The 15,718-nt window shown below is 67.0% G+C and carries 16 protein-coding genes; 15 read left to right on the top strand and 1 reads right to left on the bottom strand.

Features of this window, described 5'->3' with window-relative positions:
- The 15 genes from rpsB to lpxB form a co-directional block, all read left to right on the top strand.
- A partial coding sequence (gene rpsB / locus Q7S93_RS09195) for a 30S ribosomal protein S2 (protein ID WP_304713586.1) occupies positions 1-504 on the top strand: 504 nt, incomplete at its 5' end.
- Between the two features lie 95 nt (positions 505-599).
- Positions 600-1,538 (top strand): translation elongation factor Ts, encoded by a 939-nt coding sequence (tsf, locus tag Q7S93_RS09200; RefSeq protein ID WP_304713587.1) that lies wholly within the window; start codon positions 600-602, stop codon positions 1,536-1,538.
- 99 nt (positions 1,539-1,637) lie between these two features.
- Positions 1,638-2,357 (top strand): UMP kinase, encoded by a 720-nt coding sequence (gene pyrH / locus Q7S93_RS09205; protein ID WP_293493187.1) that lies wholly within the window; start codon positions 1,638-1,640, stop codon positions 2,355-2,357.
- 37 nt (positions 2,358-2,394) lie between these two features.
- Positions 2,395-2,961: a ribosome recycling factor gene (gene frr, locus Q7S93_RS09210; RefSeq protein ID WP_304713588.1), complete on the top strand. Its 567-nt coding sequence runs from the start codon at positions 2,395-2,397 to the stop codon at positions 2,959-2,961.
- Between the two features lie 38 nt (positions 2,962-2,999).
- Complete coding sequence (locus Q7S93_RS09215; RefSeq protein WP_304713589.1) at positions 3,000-3,752, top strand: isoprenyl transferase; 753 nt, start codon at positions 3,000-3,002, stop codon at positions 3,750-3,752.
- Positions 3,733-4,575 (top strand): phosphatidate cytidylyltransferase, encoded by an 843-nt coding sequence (locus Q7S93_RS09220; RefSeq protein ID WP_304713590.1) that lies wholly within the window; start codon positions 3,733-3,735, stop codon positions 4,573-4,575. The genes Q7S93_RS09215 and Q7S93_RS09220 overlap by 20 nt, the downstream gene beginning before the upstream one ends.
- Complete coding sequence (gene dxr / locus Q7S93_RS09225) at positions 4,563-5,762, top strand: 1-deoxy-D-xylulose-5-phosphate reductoisomerase (RefSeq protein WP_304713591.1); 1,200 nt, start codon at positions 4,563-4,565, stop codon at positions 5,760-5,762. Before Q7S93_RS09220 ends, dxr begins: the two co-directional genes overlap by 13 nt.
- A gap of 14 nt (positions 5,763-5,776) precedes the next feature.
- Positions 5,777-6,994 carry a M50 family metallopeptidase gene (locus tag Q7S93_RS09230; RefSeq protein WP_304713592.1) on the top strand — a complete coding sequence of 406 codons (1,218 nt, stop codon included), beginning with the start codon at positions 5,777-5,779 and terminating at the stop codon, positions 6,992-6,994.
- A gap of 30 nt (positions 6,995-7,024) precedes the next feature.
- Positions 7,025-9,424, top strand: a complete 2,400-nt coding sequence (gene bamA, locus Q7S93_RS09235; RefSeq protein ID WP_304713593.1) for an outer membrane protein assembly factor BamA — start codon at positions 7,025-7,027, stop codon at positions 9,422-9,424.
- A gap of 5 nt (positions 9,425-9,429) precedes the next feature.
- Positions 9,430-10,056 (top strand): OmpH family outer membrane protein, encoded by a 627-nt coding sequence (locus Q7S93_RS09240; RefSeq protein ID WP_304713594.1) that lies wholly within the window; start codon positions 9,430-9,432, stop codon positions 10,054-10,056.
- A 40-nt stretch (positions 10,057-10,096) separates the two neighbouring features.
- Positions 10,097-11,122, top strand: coding sequence for a UDP-3-O-(3-hydroxymyristoyl)glucosamine N-acyltransferase (gene lpxD, locus Q7S93_RS09245; RefSeq protein WP_304713595.1), 1,026 nt, complete (start codon positions 10,097-10,099; stop codon positions 11,120-11,122).
- On the top strand, positions 11,119-11,592 hold the full coding sequence (gene fabZ, locus Q7S93_RS09250) for a 3-hydroxyacyl-ACP dehydratase FabZ (RefSeq protein WP_304713596.1): 474 nt from the start codon (positions 11,119-11,121) through the stop codon (positions 11,590-11,592). Before lpxD ends, fabZ begins: the two co-directional genes overlap by 4 nt.
- Complete coding sequence (gene lpxA, locus Q7S93_RS09255) at positions 11,589-12,386, top strand: acyl-ACP--UDP-N-acetylglucosamine O-acyltransferase (protein WP_304713597.1); 798 nt, start codon at positions 11,589-11,591, stop codon at positions 12,384-12,386. Before fabZ ends, lpxA begins: the two co-directional genes overlap by 4 nt.
- Positions 12,387-12,390: 4 nt before the next feature.
- Complete coding sequence (gene lpxI, locus Q7S93_RS09260) at positions 12,391-13,230, top strand: UDP-2,3-diacylglucosamine diphosphatase (RefSeq protein ID WP_304713598.1); 840 nt, start codon at positions 12,391-12,393, stop codon at positions 13,228-13,230.
- Complete coding sequence (lpxB, locus tag Q7S93_RS09265) at positions 13,227-14,396, top strand: lipid-A-disaccharide synthase (RefSeq protein ID WP_304713599.1); 1,170 nt, start codon at positions 13,227-13,229, stop codon at positions 14,394-14,396. The genes lpxI and lpxB overlap by 4 nt, the downstream gene beginning before the upstream one ends.
- Here lpxB and gltA read toward each other — a convergent pair.
- On the bottom strand, positions 14,393-15,676 hold the full coding sequence (gene gltA, locus Q7S93_RS09270; RefSeq protein ID WP_304713600.1) for a citrate synthase: 1,284 nt from the start codon (positions 15,674-15,676) through the stop codon (positions 14,393-14,395). The genes lpxB and gltA overlap by 4 nt on opposite strands.
- Positions 15,677-15,718 lie beyond the last annotated feature (42 nt).

The raw sequence follows: 15,718 nt of genomic DNA on the forward strand, positions 1-15,718 counted from the left end.
GAGCTGTCCCTGGGCGGCATCAAGGACATGGGCGGCATTCCCGACATCATGTTCGTGATCGACACCAACAAGGAAGCGATCGCGATCCAGGAAGCCCGCAAGCTCAACATCCCGGTCATCGCCATCCTGGACACCAACTGCAATCCGGACGGCATCACCTATCCGATCCCGGGCAATGATGACGCCGCGCGCGCCATCCAGCTCTATTGCGACCTGATGGCCGACTCGGTCCTCGACGGTCTGGCCGCCGGCCAATCTGCCGCCGGTGTGGACCTGGGCGCCTCCGTGGCCCCGATCGAGCCGACCCTGGCCCGTGAGCTGACCCCGGAACCGGTCGTGACCGAAGCCGAGATGGCCGCGCCCGCCGCCGCCGCCGCTCCGGCCCCGGTCGCTGCGGAACCGGCGCCGGCCCCGGTCGCTGCTGAACCGGCCCCGGCCGCGGCCGAACCGGAGACCACCGCGGCGGAAGCCCCGGCGGCTGAACCGACCGCGACCCAAGACTAAGTCGGAGGCACGCCCTCCGGCGAGCCGACACGAACACGACACGGCGGGGCCCTAGATGGGGTCCCGCCAACCCATTTGATCTGAAGGAGCTCACCATGGCGGAAATCACCGCTGCGCTGGTCAAGGACCTGCGCGAGAAATCCGGCGCGGGCATGATGGACTGCAAGAAGGCCTTGCAGGAAAACGGCGGCGACGTCGAAGCCTCCATCGACTGGCTGCGCACCAAGGGCCTGTCCAAGGCCGCCAAGAAGTCCGACCGCGCCGCCGCTGAAGGCCTGGTGGCCGGCAAGCTGAGCGACGACGGCAAGACCGGCGTGCTCATCGAGCTGAACGCCGAGACCGACTTCGTGTCCAAGAACGACAAGTTCCAGGACGCGGCGCGCGATTGCGCCCTCGTGGCCCTGGACATCGACGGTGACGTCGAGGCCATCGCCGCGGCGAAGACCGCCAAGGGCGAGGTCGTCAGCGACGTGATCACCAACCTGATCGCGACCATCGGCGAGAACATGCGCCTGCGCCGCTCGGCTCGCCTGAGCGTCGCTCAGGGCGCCGTGGCCCTCTACCTGCACAATGCGCAGGGCGATGGCGTCGGCCGCCTCGGCGTGCTCGTCGCGCTGGAAGGCGCCGGCGACCAAGCGGTGCTGAAGGATGTGGGCCGCAGGATCGCCCTGCACGTGGCCGGCACCCCGACCCCGCCGCTGGCGCTCACCGAGGCCGACCTGGACCCCGCCGCCGTCGAGAAGGAAAAGAAGTTCCTCACCGACCAGGCGCTGGAATCGGGCAAGCCCATCGGCGTCGTCGAGAAGATGATCGAAGGCCGCATCCGCAAGTGGCAGGAAGAAGTGGTGCTGCTGAAGCAACCCTTCGTCATGAACCCGGACCTGACCATCGAGCAGCTGATCGCCGACACCGCCAAGGAAACCGGCTCGCCGGTGACCGTGAAGGGCTTCGTGCGCTTCGCCCTGGGTGAAGGCGTCGAGAAGAAGGTGGACGACTTCGCCGCCGAAGTCGCCTCGATGACCGGCCAAGCCTAACTTCCAGGCTGACAAAAAGACGGCCCTGGGGCGCCGTGCGTTCGACGCGCACGGCGCCCTTGGTTTATGTAGTACCGCCTAGATTCTCGAGAGCGCCCCATGTCCGACGCCAAGCCGCGCTACAAGAAGATCCTCTTGAAGATGTCGGGCGAGGTCCTGATGGGCGACGCCCTGTTCGGCATCGACACCGCGACCATCGACGCGGTGGCCCAGGACATCAAGGAGGTGGTCGACGCCGGGGTGGAGCTCTGCCTGGTGGTGGGCGGCGGCAACATCTTCCGCGGCGTCTCCCTGGCCGGCAAGGGCATGGACCGGGCCAGCGCCGACTATATGGGCATGCTGGCCACGGTGATGAACGCCCTCGCCCTGCAGGGCGCCTTGGAAAAGGCCGGCGTGGACACGCGGGTTCAATCAGCCATCCCCATGGACGCGGTCTGCGAGCCCTATATCCGCAGGCGGGCCCAGCGCCACATCGAGAAGGGCAGGGTGGTGATCTTCGCCGCCGGCCTCGGCGCACCGTTCTTCACCACCGACACCCCTGCGGCCCTGCGCACCGCCGAGATGGGCTGCGACGCCCTCTTCAAGGGCACCAGCGTCGACGGCGTCTACACCGCCGACCCCAAGAAGGATCCCAGCGCGCGCCGCTACGAGACCCTCAGCTACCAGGACGTGCTGGCCCAGGACCTGCGGGTCATGGACGCCTCGGCCATCGCCCTGATGCGCGACAACAACGTGCCGATCGTGGTGTTCTCCATCCGCGAGCGGGGCAACTTCATGAAGGTGCTGCAGGGCGAAGGCGTCTTCACCACCATCGCCTGACCACGCCGACAACCTTTGACTTAAGGGAGACGCACCCATGGCCGACGCAGAAAAGCCGGTGCTTTCGAGCTACCGGGACCGGATGGACAAGGCGATCGCCGCCTTGAAGGACGAGTTCGCCAGCCTGCGCACAGGCCGGGCTTCGGCAGGCCTGCTCGATCAGGTGATGGTGGAGGCCTATGGCTCGACCGTGCCGCTGAACCAGGTGGCCGCCGTGAGCGTGCCGGAGCCCCGCTCCATCACCGTCAGCGTCTGGGACAAGGGCATGGTGGTGTCGGTGGAGAAGGCGATTCGCTCGTCGGGTCTCGGCTTCAACCCCGTCAACGAAGGCACGAACCTGCGCATCCCGATCCCGCCGCTCACGGAGGAGCGCCGCAAGGACCTGGCCAAGATCGCCGGCAAGTATGCCGAGCAGCAGAAGATCGCCGTCCGCAACGTGCGCCGCGACGCCAACGACGACCTGAAGAAGGCCGAGAAGAACGGAGCCATCAACCAGGACGACCTGAAGCGCATGGAGACCGAGGTCCAGAAGATGACCGACGAGGCCATCAAGCGCGTGGACGAAGCCTTGAAAACCAAAGAGCAAGAGATCATGCAGGTTTAGTCGTCCACACTGACCGAAAGGACGAAACGGAAAACCTGATGGCCTCCGCTCCCACAGAGCCGCCCCCCAAGGACACGCCGCTGCACGTGGCGATCGTCATGGACGGCAATGGCCGCTGGGCGAAGCGCCGGGGCCTGCCGCGCAAGCTGGGTCATCCCAAGGGCGTTGAGGCCATTCGCAAGGTGGTGGAGGCCGCTCCCGACCAGGGTGTCCGCTGGCTCACCCTCTACGCCTTCTCCACCGAGAACTGGCGCCGCCCCGCCGGCGAGGTCGCCGAGGTCATGCGGCTGCTGAAGCACTATGTGAACAGCGACCTGGAGAAGCTCACCCGTGAGGGCGTGAAGGTCCGCATTCTCGGCCGCCGAGAGGGTCTTCCCCCCGACATCGCCGAGATTGTCGAGCGCGCCGAGACCCGCACCGCTCACAACGACAGGTTCTTCCTGCAGGTGGCCTTCAACTATGGCGGCCGGGCCGACATCGTCGACGCCGCCCGCGCCCTGGTGGCCGACGCCCTGGCCGGCAAGATCGACGCCGCGGCGATCACCGACACAGTCTTCGAGGCCAGGCTCTCCACCGGCGGCCTGCCGCCTCCCGACCTGGTGGTGCGCACCAGCGGTGAACAACGCCTCTCCAACTTCCTCCTGTGGGAGTCGGCCTATTCCGAGTTCGTCTTCCCCGACGTTCTCTGGCCGGACTTCACGCCAGATCACCTGCAGGCGGCGATCGACGAGTTCCACCGGCGCGAGCGCAGGTATGGCGCCGTCGCGGACGATGTCCTTGCCGCCGGCTAAGCGTTTCAACTGGACCAATCTGGGCGTGCGGGTGGCCTCGGCCACCGTTCTCGTGCCCACCGCCCTGGCCGCAGTCTGGTTCGACACCGGCCTGGCGGCCGGCGGCTGGCCGTTCCTGGTTCTGGTCGCCGTGGCCGTCGCCCTGCTGTCCATCGAATGGGGCGGAATGAGCGCACCCTATGCGCCGATCCGGGTCTCCACCGCCGTCACCGTGGCGATCCTCGCCGGGGTGTTCCTGGCCCACCGCGACCACATGTGGCTGGCCTGGGGCGGGTTGCTGCTGGGCGGGGTCGCCTCGGCCCTCGTGGCGCGTGGCGTCGCAGAGCGACCGTCGGACGCCGCCTTCGGGGTCTTCTATATCGGCATCGCCTGTATCTGCCTGATCTGGCTGCGCGCCATGCCCCAGGGGCAGTGGTGGACCCTGATGCTGTTCGCCATCACCTGGTCCGCCGACATCGCCGCCTTCGCCGTCGGCAGCGCCCTGAAGGGCCCCAAGCTCTGGCCGCGGTTTTCGCCCAACAAGACCTGGTCGGGCTTCGTGGGAGGGCTGGTGTTCGCCATGGCCGTGGGCGCGCTCATGACCATCATCCCGGCCTTCGAACTCAACATGGCCGCCGGCGCCCTGGTGGGGCTGCTGGGCGGGCTGGCCACCATGGCCGGCGATCTCTGGGAATCGGCTCTGAAGCGCCGCTTCGGGGTGAAGGACTCGGGCAACCTCATTCCCGGCCATGGCGGCCTGCTGGACCGGGTCGACGGCCTGCTGTTCGCGGTCGTGATCATCGCCGCCGCGCGCCTGGTGAACCACCTGGGATGGGGGCATTGAGCCTTCCGCGCCGCCTCAGCGTCCTGGGCTGCACGGGCTCGGTGGGCGTCTCCACCCTCGACCTCATCGAGAAGTCGGGCGCCGAGGTCGAAATGATCGCCCTGACCGCGGGTCGCAATGTCGAACGCCTCGCGGAGCAGGCTCGCCGCTGGCGGCCGAAGCTGGCGGTGATCGAGGACGAGACCAAGCTTTCCGAACTGCGCGACCGCCTGGCCGGCACAGGCGTCGCCACCGCCGCCGGACCCAACGCCGTGGTCGAGGCCGCGGCCATGGACGCCCAGTGGGTGATGTCGGCCATCGTGGGCTTCGCGGGTCTCGGGCCCACCCTGGCGGCGGCGCGGTCCGGCGCCATCGTGGCCCTGGCCAACAAGGAGAGCCTGGTCTGTTCCGGGCCGCAGCTGCTGCGCATCGCCAAGCTGGCGGGCGGGGTGGTGATCCCGGTGGATTCCGAGCACTCGGCGATCTTCCAGGTCTTCGACCCGATGGTCGCCCAGCATGTCTCGCGCCTGGTCCTGACCGCGTCGGGCGGACCGTTCCGGGGCTGGACGCGGGAACAGATGCGGCTGGCCAGTGTCGAACAGGCCGTGGCCCACCCGATGTGGGACATGGGAGTCAAGATCTCCATCGACTCGGCCACCATGATGAACAAGGGCCTGGAGATGGTGGAGGCGGCCTATCTGTTCGCCATGCCGGCCGAGCGTGTCGACGTCATTGTCCATCCGCAGTCCATCATCCATTCGATGGTGGAATATGTTGACGGCTCGACTCTAGCTCAGCTGGGGGCGCCCGACATGCGCACCCCGATCGCCTGCGCCCTGGCCTGGCCCGACCGTCTGCCCTGGCCCGCGCCCAAGCTGGATCTCGCCCAGGTCGGGCAGCTCACCTTCGAGGCGCCCGACTACGAACGATTCCCCGCCCTGCAGATCGCCAAGGACGCGCTCGCGGCCGGCGGCGCGGCCCCGGCGGTGATGAATGCGGCCAATGAGGTCGCGGTGGCCGCTTTTCTTGACCGCCGCATAGGCTTTCTCGATATTGCCGCAATCGTAGCCGACACACTCGAATGTGTTGAGGCCAAAGGCCTCGCGGGGGAACCCAACAGCGATGTTCTCGAGAGTGCGAAGGCGACAGATGCGATGGCGCGTCGCGTTGCGTGCGATGTCGTCGCCGGGCTCAGTCCGGCGTCGTAGGGAGTAGCCTCGCCATGCTTTCATTTCTTCAGACTGGTCTGATTTACATCGTGCCCTTCATCCTGGTGCTGACCCTTGTGGTCACCATCCATGAGTTGGGGCACTTCTGGGCGGCGAAGAGTTTCGGCGTCGCCATCGACCGGTTCTCCATCGGCTTTGGCAAGGCCATCGCATCCTGGACCGACAAGTCAGGGGTGCAATGGCGGATCGGCTGGGCGCCGGTCGGCGGCTATGTCGCCTTCGCCGGCGACGACAACGCCGCCAGCGTGCCCGACCAGGACGACCTGGAGACCCTGCGCCAGTCCATCGTGGCCCGCGAAGGGGAGGGGGCGCTCTCCCGCTATTTCCACTTCAAGCCGATCTGGCAGCGGGCGGTGATCGCCGCCGCGGGCCCGATGGCCAACTTTGCCCTCGCCATCATCCTGTTCGCCACCCTGGTCTTCGCCCTCGGAGAGCACCTCCTGCCGGCCAAGGTGGCCTCCGTGGCCGCCGGCAGTCCCGCCGCCCAGGCGGGGTTCCGCGCCGGCGACCTCATCGCCGAGGCGAACGGCCGTCCGGTCAAGAGCTTCATGGACCTGGCGGAGGTGGCCCAGCTTCGGGTGAACCTGCCCACGGTGTTTGTGGTGCGCCGCGGAACCGATGAGGTGTCGCTGACCGCCACCTCCAAGCTGCAGATGCGCTCCGACGGTCTCGGCGGCGAACGTCTGCAGGGCACCCTGGGGATCGTGCCGGCCCAGGCGCGCGAGGACTATGTGCATGTCCGCTACAATCCCATCGAAGCCGTCGGCAAGGGTGTCGAACGGACGTGGCGCGTGCTCAGCACCACGGTTTACTATCTGGGCCGCATGGTCACGGGCCAGGTCTCGGCCGACCAGCTGAGCGGGCCCCTGGGAATCGCGCGGGTCTCGGGCCAGGTCGCCCAGACCGGGGCCCTGGGAGCGCCCGACCTCGGATCACAGGTTCTCGGCGCCGGCGTCGCCCTGCTGGGTCTCGCCGCCGTGCTGTCGGTGGGCATCGGCTTCATGAATCTGCTGCCGGTGCCTGTGCTGGACGGTGGCCACCTGCTGTTCTACGCCTACGAAGCTGTGGCCCGCAGGCCTCTGGCGGCCAAGGTTCAGGCCGCGGGTTATCGTGTGGGCCTTGCGCTGTTGCTGGGATTGATGTTGTTCGCGACCTGGAACGATCTGCAGCAACTGCGTGTGTTCAAAATCCTCGGCGGTCTGCTTTCCTGACCCCCCCCATTTCCGTTGACGGCAGAAACGATGCAAAGAACCCGCGCCCACCGCGCCGCGCTCGCCTCCGGTCTCGCCCTGCTTCTGGGCTCGACCGCGATCACCCTGCCGAGTCTCGCCTTCGCCCAGGCCGCTGAGCAAGCCGGCGTCGTGCAGCGCATCATTGTTCAGGGCAATGAACGTATCGAGCAGTCGACCGTGCTCTCCTACCTGCCGATCCAGGCCGGTGAGGCCGCCGACCCCGCCAAGCTCGACCTGGCGCTGAAGGCGCTGTTCCGCACTGACCTGTTCTCGGATGTGAAGATCAACCTGCTGAACGGGGACCTGACCATCACGGTCGTGGAGAACCCGATCGTCAACAAGGTGGTCTTCGAGGGCAATTCCGGCCTGAAGGAAGACAAGCTGCGCGACGAAGTCACCGTGCGTCCGCGCGGCATCTTCACCCGCGCCAAGGTCCAGGCCGATGTGCAGCGCATTGTCGAGCTGTATCGCCGCTCGGGGCGGATCTCGGCCACGGTGTCGCCGAAGATCGTCGAGCTGCCCCAGAAGCGCGTCGACCTGATCTTCGAGATCGACGAAGGGCCCAAGAGCGGCGTGCTGCGGGTCAACTTCCTGGGCAACCAGGAATTCTCCGACAACGACCTGCGCGACGTCGTCGTGACCGAGCAGACCAGCTGGTACAAGTTCTTCTCGTCCAACGCCAACTACGACCCTGATCGGCTCGAGTACGACAAGGAACAGCTGCGCAAGCACTACCGTAATCGCGGCTTCTACGACTTCCGCGTGATCTCGGCCGTGGCCGAACTGTCCACCGACAAGAACGGCTTTGTCATCACCTATACCCTTGATGAGGGCCCGGAATACAAGTTCGGCAAGATCTCCGTGGAGACCGAACTACAGAAGCTGGACAAGAACCTGCTGCTGCAGCTGGTGCCGATCCGCTCGGGTGAGCTCTATCGCGACGAGATCATCGAGAGCGCCACCGACTCCCTGACCTTCGCCGCCGGCGCCGCGGGCTTCGCCTCGGTGGACGTGCGGCCGCGCTATGTCGCCAACAGGGAAACCAAGACCGTCGACGTGGTCTTCCAGGTCCGTGAAGGTCCGCGCGTCTATGTCGAGCGCATCGACATCGTCGGCAACAGCCAGACCCTCGACTACGTCATCCGCCGGGAATTGAACCTGGTGGAGGGCGACGCCTACAACCGCGCCCTGGTGGACCGGTCGAAGAACAACATCCGCGCCCTTGGCTTCTTCAAGGACGTCAACATCACCGAAATCCCGGGATCCGCGCCGGACCGCACGACCCTGCAGGTGCAGGTTGAGGAGCAGCCCACCGGGGAGCTCTCGTTCAGCGCCGGCTATTCGTCGGTCGACCAGCTCGTCCTGGATCTCGGCGTCACCCAGCGCAACTTCCGGGGCCGCGGCCAGGATGTGCGTGCCCGGATTTCCGTGGGCTCCCTGCGCCAGCAGGTGGACTTCTCCTTCACCGAGCCGCGCTTCCTGGGTCGGAATCTGCGGGCCGGAGTGGACATCTATTCCTACCGCTACGACCTGACCGACTACTCGGCCTATCAGACCAGCACGCTGGGCATGAACCTGCGCGCCGGGTTCCCGCTGACCCTGAATTCGTCGATGACGACGCGCTACGTGCTGCGCCAGGACGAGGTGGACATTGACGACACCTACTGCGATCCGACCTCGCCGATCGTCTCCCTGTCGCTCTGCGCCCAGCGCGGATCGTTCATGACCTCTCTCGTGGGCTATGGCCTGCGCCTGGATCGCCGGAACAATCCGATCAATCCAACCCGCGGCTTCTACGCCGATATCAGCCAGGACCTGGCCGGTGTCGGCGGCGATGTGAACTACATCAAGACCGACATCGACGGCGGCTGGTACCACGGCTTCAACAAGAACTTCATCCTCAGCGTCACCGGCCAGGCGGGCTACATCGCCGGCTGGAGCGGCGACACGATCCGCATCAACGACCGCTCCTACAAGGGCGGCAACAGCTTCCGCGGCTTCGAGACGGCGGGTCTTGGCCCGCGGGACACCAACTTCGCCCGCAGTGACGCCCTGGGTGGCCGCGCCTACGCCATCGGTTCGGTGGAGCTGACCATTCCGACCTTCGTGCCCGAGCAGTACGGGATCAAGGCCGCCCTGTTCACCGACTTCGGCACCGTCGGCCTGCTGGATGACGTGGACAAGGAATATCAGCCCGGCTCGATCAATCCGGTCACAAACCTTCCCTATCCTGCCGGGACGCGCGATCCGCTGATCTTCGACGACCTTTCGTTGCGCGCCACGGCTGGTCTCTCGGTGTTCTGGAAGTCTCCGATGGGTCCCATCCGTTTCGACTTCAGCCAAGTTTTGGCCAAAGAAGACTACGACAAGACCGAAACCTTCCGTTTCTCCACTTCAACGAAGTTCTGACCCCCATGACGATCAAAAACCTAGTCGCGGCGACCTGCGTCGCCGCGCTCTCGCTCAGCGCCAGCTCCTCGGCCTTCGCCCAGGCGGCCGCGCCGACCATCACTCACGGTCCCGCCCTTCCAGGGGTCTGCGTCATGTCGATCCAGGGCGTCATCTCCAGCTCAACGGTCGGCAAGCACGTCCAGACCCGCATGCAGCAGATCCTGGCCCAGGTTGAGGCCGAGCTGAAGGCCGAGGAAGCCGCCCTGCAGAGGGACGGCCAGGCTCTGGAGAGCCAGAAGGCCACGCTGGATCAGGGAACCTTCGACACCCGCGCGGCCGGCCTGCAGGTGCGGCTGAACGCCTACAAGCGCAAGTCGCAGCAGCGGGACAATGAGCTTGACCGCACGCAGCAGAAGGCTCTTGGCCGCGTCGGCCAGGAAATGGAGCCGATCATGCGTCAGGTCTACCAGCAGCGTCAGTGCAGCGTCCTGCTGCGCGCCGAGTCCGTTCTGGTCGCCAATCCGGCCATGGACATCAGCCCGGCGATCCTCACCGGCCTCAACGCCAAGATCACTCAGTTCGCCTTTGAGCGCGAACGGCTGGACCAACCGGCCGCCACCCCGCAAGCTGCGGCTCCCGCCCGCAAATAGAACGACTCGGGCTATGCGCGGGTCGAGCTGAGAGTGCTTGATGCCTGACCCGCGCTTTTTCGAAGATCTGGGCCCCGTCTCCCTGGCGGAGCTCGCCGCGCTGACCGGGGCCGAATTGTCGGCGCCCGGGGCCGGCTCGGTTCAGGTCGCCCGCGTTGCGATCCTGGCGCGAGCGAGCGCCGACAGCATCACCTACTTCTCCGATCGCAAGCTGGCCGCCGAACTGGCCGAGACCCGCGCCGCGGCGTGTTTTGTCACGGAGCGGGACGTCGGCCTCGTGCCCCAGGGCTGCGTCGCCCTGGTGACCCGCCAACCCGCCGCCGCCTACGCCATGTCCGGCCAACGGCTCCACCGGCCGCGCCTGCACGCCGGGGCGGCCGCGGTCTCCCGCGACGCGAGGGTGGAGGAGGGGGCCATCATCAGCCCTGGCGTGGCCATCGGCCAGGGCGCCCAGATCGGTCGGGGCTCCGTCGTCGGCCCCAACACCGTCATCGGGCCCGGGGTCACCATTGGCCGTGACTGCGTCATCGGCGCCAATGTCAGCATCCACTGCGCCCTGCTGGGCGACCGGGTGAAGATCCTGGCTGGCGCGGTCATCGGCGAGGCCGGGTTCGGCGCGACCGCCGGGCCCACCGGGGTGATCGATATCCCGCAGCTTGGCCGGGTGATCCTGCAGGACGGGGTGACCGTCGGCGCCAACACCTGCATCGACCGCGGAGCCTATGAGGACACGGTCCTGGGGGAGAACACCAAGATCGACAACCTCGTGCAGATCGCTCACAACGTGCGCGTCGGCCGCAACTGTGTGATGGCGGCCTTCACGGGGATTTCAGGCAGCGTGACGATTGGGGATGGCTCGGCGTTCGGTGGCCGGGCCGGAGTGGCCGACCACGTCATCATCGGCGAAGGCGCTCAGATCGGCGCGGGCGCCGGCGTTTTCCGGGACGTCGCCCCCAAGGCGGTCATGGGCGGATACCCGGCCATGCCCATGCGACAATGGCTGCGCGAAGTCGCCTGGCTGACCAAGGCGGCCGCCGTGCGCCGTCGCGAGGAACCTGATCAATGAGCCGCAAGGCCCCCGTCAACGAGTCTCCCACCGAGATCGACATCACCGAGATCGTGAAGCGGATCCCGCATCGCTATCCCTTCCTGCTGGTCGACCGCTGCGAGGACTACAAGGCCAGTGAATCCATCGTCGGCATCAAGTGCGTGACGATCAACGAGCCCTTCTTCCAGGGCCACTTCCCGGACTATCCGGTCATGCCGGGCGTGCTGATTATCGAGGCGCTCGCCCAGACCGGCGCGGTGCTGATGTCCAAGTCGCTGGACGTGGACGTGGCGGGCAAGACCATCCTGTTCATCTCGCTGGACAATTGCCGCTTCCGTAATCCGGTTCGGCCGGGCGATGTCCTGCGCATGCCGGTAGAGGTCGTCCGCCATCGCGGCGATCTCTTCAAGTTCAAGGGCCGGGCCATGGTGGGCGACAAGATCGCCGCCGAGGCTGAATTCGCGGCCATGGTGGTGGCCACCCAATGAGCGTCGACATCCATCCCACCGCCCTGATCGCCCCGGGCGCCGAACTGGCGCAGGGCGTGAAGATCGGCCCCTATTCGATCATCGGCGAGCACGTGAAGATCGGTCCGCGCACCGAACTGCTGTCGCATGTGGTCATCGAGGGCCACACGACGATCGGCGCCGACTGCAGCGTCCGCAACTTCGCCAACCTGGGCGGGCCGCCGCACCATACGGGCTACAAGGGCGAGCCGACCGAACTGATCATCGGCGACCGCAACCGCCTTTGGGAGCACGTCACCATGCACATCGGCACCCCCGATGGCGGCGGCGTCACCCGGGTCGGCAATGACGGCATGTACATGGCCACCAGCCATGTGGGCCACGACTGCACGGTCGGCGACAATGTCGTCCTGGCGCACTCGGCGACGCTCGGCGGGCATGTGGATGTCGGCGACTTCGTGATGGTCAGCGGCCTGGCCGCGGTGCACCAGCACTGCCGGGTCGGACGCTATTCCTTCATCGGCGGCCTGGCCGCGGTGACCAAGGATGTCATCCCCTATGGCCTGGTCTGGGGCAACCACGCCCACCTCGAGGGCCTGAACCTCGTGGGGCTCAAGCGCCGCAACTTCTCCCGCGAGATGATCGCCGAGCTGCGGTCAGCCTATCGGTTGCTGTTCGCCGAGGAAGGCACCTTCCAGGAGCGGATCGAGGACGCCATGGCCACCTTCGGCCACAGCGCGCCGGTCATGGAGATCATCGACTTCATCCGCGCCGAGGCCAACCGGCCGCTCTGTCTGCCGGAGCGGGAGGTCTAGGACCTTGTCCAAGCTCGGCCTGATCGCAGGCGGCGGCGGGCTCCCGGTCGAGATCGCCGCAGCCTGTCAGCAGGCCGGCCGCCCCCTGTTCGTGATTCGCCTCAAGGGATTCGCCGGGCCGGATCTGGCCGCTTTTCCCGGCGCCGACATCGGCCTGGCCGAGCTGGGCAAGTGCATCCGGGCGCTCAAGGCCGCAGGCTGCGACTCCATCTGTTTTGCGGGCCATGTGAGCCGGCCGGACTTTGCCGCCCTGCGGCCCGACGTCCGTGGCCTGAAGGCCCTGCCGGGGCTGATCGCCGCCGCCCGTCACGGCGACGATGGCCTGCTCCGGGCCCTGCTGGGCGAGTTCGAGAAGGAAGGCTTCACCATTGAGGGGGCCGACGAGGCGATGGGGGATCTGCGCCTGTCGGCCGGCGCGCTCGGCAAGGTGCGTCCAGGGCCAGCCCATGCCGGCGACATCGCCCGAGGGCTGCATGTGGCCCGCGAACTGGGACGCCTGGATATCGGTCAGGGGGCGGTGGTCTGTGACGGCCTCGTGCTGGCGGTTGAGGCTCAGGAGGGCACCGACGCCATGCTCCGCCGGGTGGCCGATCTGCCGGCGGCCATCCGAGGCTCGCCCGCCGCGCTCCGTGGAGTCCTGGCCAAGGCGCCCAAGCCGATCCAGGAAACCCGGGTCGACCTGCCCACCATCGGCCTTGGCACCATCCAGCGGGCGGCCCGCGCCGGGCTGGCGGGCGTGGTGGGGGAGGCCGGCCGCCTGCTGGTGCTCGACCGGGCCGAGGTGATCGCCCTGGCCGACGAACTGGGCCTGTTCGTCTTTGGCGTGGAGCCTGAACGTCAATGAGCCATCCCCTCTGCATCATGCTGGTCGCCGCCGAGGCGTCCGGCGATGACCGGGGCGCCGGGCTGATGGCGGCGCTGAAGACGCAACTCGGCCCGGACAACGTCCGGTTCGTGGGCCTGGGGGGCCAGGGCATGGCGGCCGAGGGCCTGGTCAGCGCCTTCGATATGTCAGAACTGTCGATCCTGGGGCTGCTGGAGGGCCTGCTGGCCTATCCCAAGGTCGTGCGCCGGGCCGACGAGATGGCGGCCCTGGCGGTGCGGGAACGGCCGGACGTGGCCATCCTGATCGATTCCTGGGGCTTCACCCTGCGGGTGGCGCAGCGGCTCAAGGCGCAGCTGCCGGACATGCCGGTCATCAAGTATGTGGCGCCCCAGGTCTGGGCCTCGCGGCCGGGCCGGGCGGCGGTGCTGGCGCGTTATGTCGATCATCTCCTGGCGATCCACACCTTCGATGCGCCCTATTTCGAAAAGGTCGGCCTGCCGACCACCTTCGTCGGCAACAGCACGCTCAGCCTCGACCTGTCGGCCGCCGATCCTGTGGCCTTGCGTCGCCGCCTGGCGATCGGGCCTGACGAGCCGGTGCTGGTGGTGCTGCCCGGAAGCCGGCCCAGCGAGATCGCGCGGGTCCTGCCGCCCTTCGAGGACGCCGTCGCTCTGCTGAAGGCCGCCAGGCCCAACCTGCAGGTCATCGTGCCCGCCGCCGCCACCGTCGCCGATGTGGTCAAGGCGCGGGTCGCCGGCTGGCCCTACCGGGCGCACGTGGTGGAGGGCGAGGCCGATCGCTACTCGGCGATGAAGGCGGCCACGGTGGCGCTTGCGTGTTCCGGGACGGTCACCACCGAGCTGGCCCTGGCCGGCGCGCCGATGGTCGTCGGCTATCGCCTGGGGCCGGTGACCTACGCCATTCTCAAGCGGCTGATCCGCACCGACTATGTGACGCTGTTCAACATCGCCGCGCAGGACTTCGTGGCGCCGGAGCTGATCCAGGCCGACTGCAACGGACCAAAGATCGCCCGCGAGATCGCCCGGCGGCTGGATGATCCGGATCTGCGCCGCGCCCAGGTCGAGGCTCAGGACAGGGCCCTGGCCCAAATGGGGCGCGGCGGCCCCGATCCCTCGGAGGCCGCCGCGCGGGCCGTTCTGAAAGTGCTCGGTCGGGCGGCTTAGCCGCGCTTGTCGACCGAGGTGTAGTCGCGCTGCGCCGCGCCGGTATAGATCTGGCGCGGACGCCCGATCTTCTGCGACGGATCCTCGACCATTTCCTTCCACTGGGCGATCCAGCCGACCGTCCGCGCGAGGGCGAACAGCACGGTGAACATTTCCGGCGGGAAGCCAAGGGCCCGCAGGGTGATGCCCGAATAGAAGTCCACGTTCGGATAGAGCTTCCGCTCGACGAAGTACGGGTCGTTGAGCGCGATCTTCTCGAGCTCCATGGCCACCTTCAGCAGCGGATCGTCGGTGTTGCCGACTTCCGCCAGGACTTCGTGGCAGGTGGCCTGCATGACCTTGGCGCGGGGGTCGTAGTTCTTATAGACCCGGTGGCCGAAGCCCATCAGCCGGTAGCGGCGATCCTTCACGCCCTGGACGTATTCGGGGATGTTCTCCACCGAACCGATCTCGGCCAGCATGTTGAGCGCCTCTTCGTTGGCGCCCCCATGGCTGGGGCCCCAAAGGCAGGCGATGCCGGCGGCGATGCAGGCGAACGGATTGGCGCCCGACGAACCGGCCAGGCGGACGGTCGAGGTGGACGCGTTCTGCTCGTGATCGGCGTGCAGGATGAAGATGCGGTCCATGGCCCGGGTCAGGACCGGGTTGGGCTTCCAGTCCTCGGCCGGGACCGAGAAGCACATGCGCAGGAAGTTCTCGGCATAGGACTCGTCGTTGCGCGGATGCACGAACGGCTGGCCCTTGGAGTATTTGAAAGCCCGCGCGGCGATCGTCGGCATCTTGGCGATCATGCGATGGGCCGAGATCATCCGTTGCTGCGGATCATCGATATTGGTGCTGTCGTGATAGAAGGCCGACAGGGCGCCGACCGCGCCGACCATGATGGCCATCGGGTGGGCGTCGCGACGGAAGCCCGCGAAGAACCGGTCGAACTGCTCGTGCAACATCGTGTGGTAGGTGATGTTGTGGTCGAACTCGGTGAACTGTTCCGCCGTCGGCAGCTCGCCGTGGAGCAGCAGGTAGCAGACTTCCAGGAAGCTCGACTTCTCGGCCAGCTGGTCAATCGGGTAGCCCCGATGCAGCAGGATGCCGGCGTCGCCGTCGATATAGGTGATCTTGCTTTCGCAGCTCGCCGTCGACGTGAAACCCGGATCGTAGGTAAAGACATCGGCCTCGGCGTACAGCTTGCGCACGTCCACCACGTCCGGACCCGCCGTACCCTTCAAGATGGGTAGCTCGACAGATTTGGCGCCAATGCTGATCTTCGCCGTATCGACCATGCCATCCCCTTTCAATGACTAGGAATTAAAACGTCTGTTCGC

The sequence above is a fragment of the Phenylobacterium sp. genome (assembly GCF_030646615.1).
Lineage (GTDB): Bacteria > Pseudomonadota > Alphaproteobacteria > Caulobacterales > Caulobacteraceae > Phenylobacterium.

Excerpts from the sequence above, each read along its gene's own strand:
- dxr (WP_304713591.1), top strand. The coding sequence starts at position 4,563 with ATGGGGGCATTGAGCCTTCCGCGCCGCCTCAGCGTCCTGGGCTGCACG.
- Q7S93_RS09215 (WP_304713589.1), top strand. The coding sequence starts at position 3,000 with ATGGCCTCCGCTCCCACAGAGCCGCCCCCCAAGGACACGCCGCTGCAC.
- pyrH (WP_293493187.1), top strand. The coding sequence starts at position 1,638 with ATGTCCGACGCCAAGCCGCGCTACAAGAAGATCCTCTTGAAGATGTCG.
- tsf (WP_304713587.1), top strand. The coding sequence starts at position 600 with ATGGCGGAAATCACCGCTGCGCTGGTCAAGGACCTGCGCGAGAAATCC.
- fabZ (WP_304713596.1), top strand. The coding sequence starts at position 11,119 with ATGAGCCGCAAGGCCCCCGTCAACGAGTCTCCCACCGAGATCGACATC.
- lpxA (WP_304713597.1), top strand. The coding sequence starts at position 11,589 with ATGAGCGTCGACATCCATCCCACCGCCCTGATCGCCCCGGGCGCCGAA.
- lpxD (WP_304713595.1), top strand. The coding sequence starts at position 10,097 with ATGCCTGACCCGCGCTTTTTCGAAGATCTGGGCCCCGTCTCCCTGGCG.
- Q7S93_RS09230 (WP_304713592.1), top strand. The coding sequence starts at position 5,777 with ATGCTTTCATTTCTTCAGACTGGTCTGATTTACATCGTGCCCTTCATC.
- lpxB (WP_304713599.1), top strand. The coding sequence starts at position 13,227 with ATGAGCCATCCCCTCTGCATCATGCTGGTCGCCGCCGAGGCGTCCGGC.
- frr (WP_304713588.1), top strand. The coding sequence starts at position 2,395 with ATGGCCGACGCAGAAAAGCCGGTGCTTTCGAGCTACCGGGACCGGATG.
- Q7S93_RS09240 (WP_304713594.1), top strand. The coding sequence starts at position 9,430 with ATGACGATCAAAAACCTAGTCGCGGCGACCTGCGTCGCCGCGCTCTCG.
- Q7S93_RS09220 (WP_304713590.1), top strand. The coding sequence starts at position 3,733 with ATGTCCTTGCCGCCGGCTAAGCGTTTCAACTGGACCAATCTGGGCGTG.
- gltA (WP_304713600.1), bottom strand. The coding sequence starts at position 15,676 with ATGGTCGATACGGCGAAGATCAGCATTGGCGCCAAATCTGTCGAGCTA.
- bamA (WP_304713593.1), top strand. The coding sequence starts at position 7,025 with ATGCAAAGAACCCGCGCCCACCGCGCCGCGCTCGCCTCCGGTCTCGCC.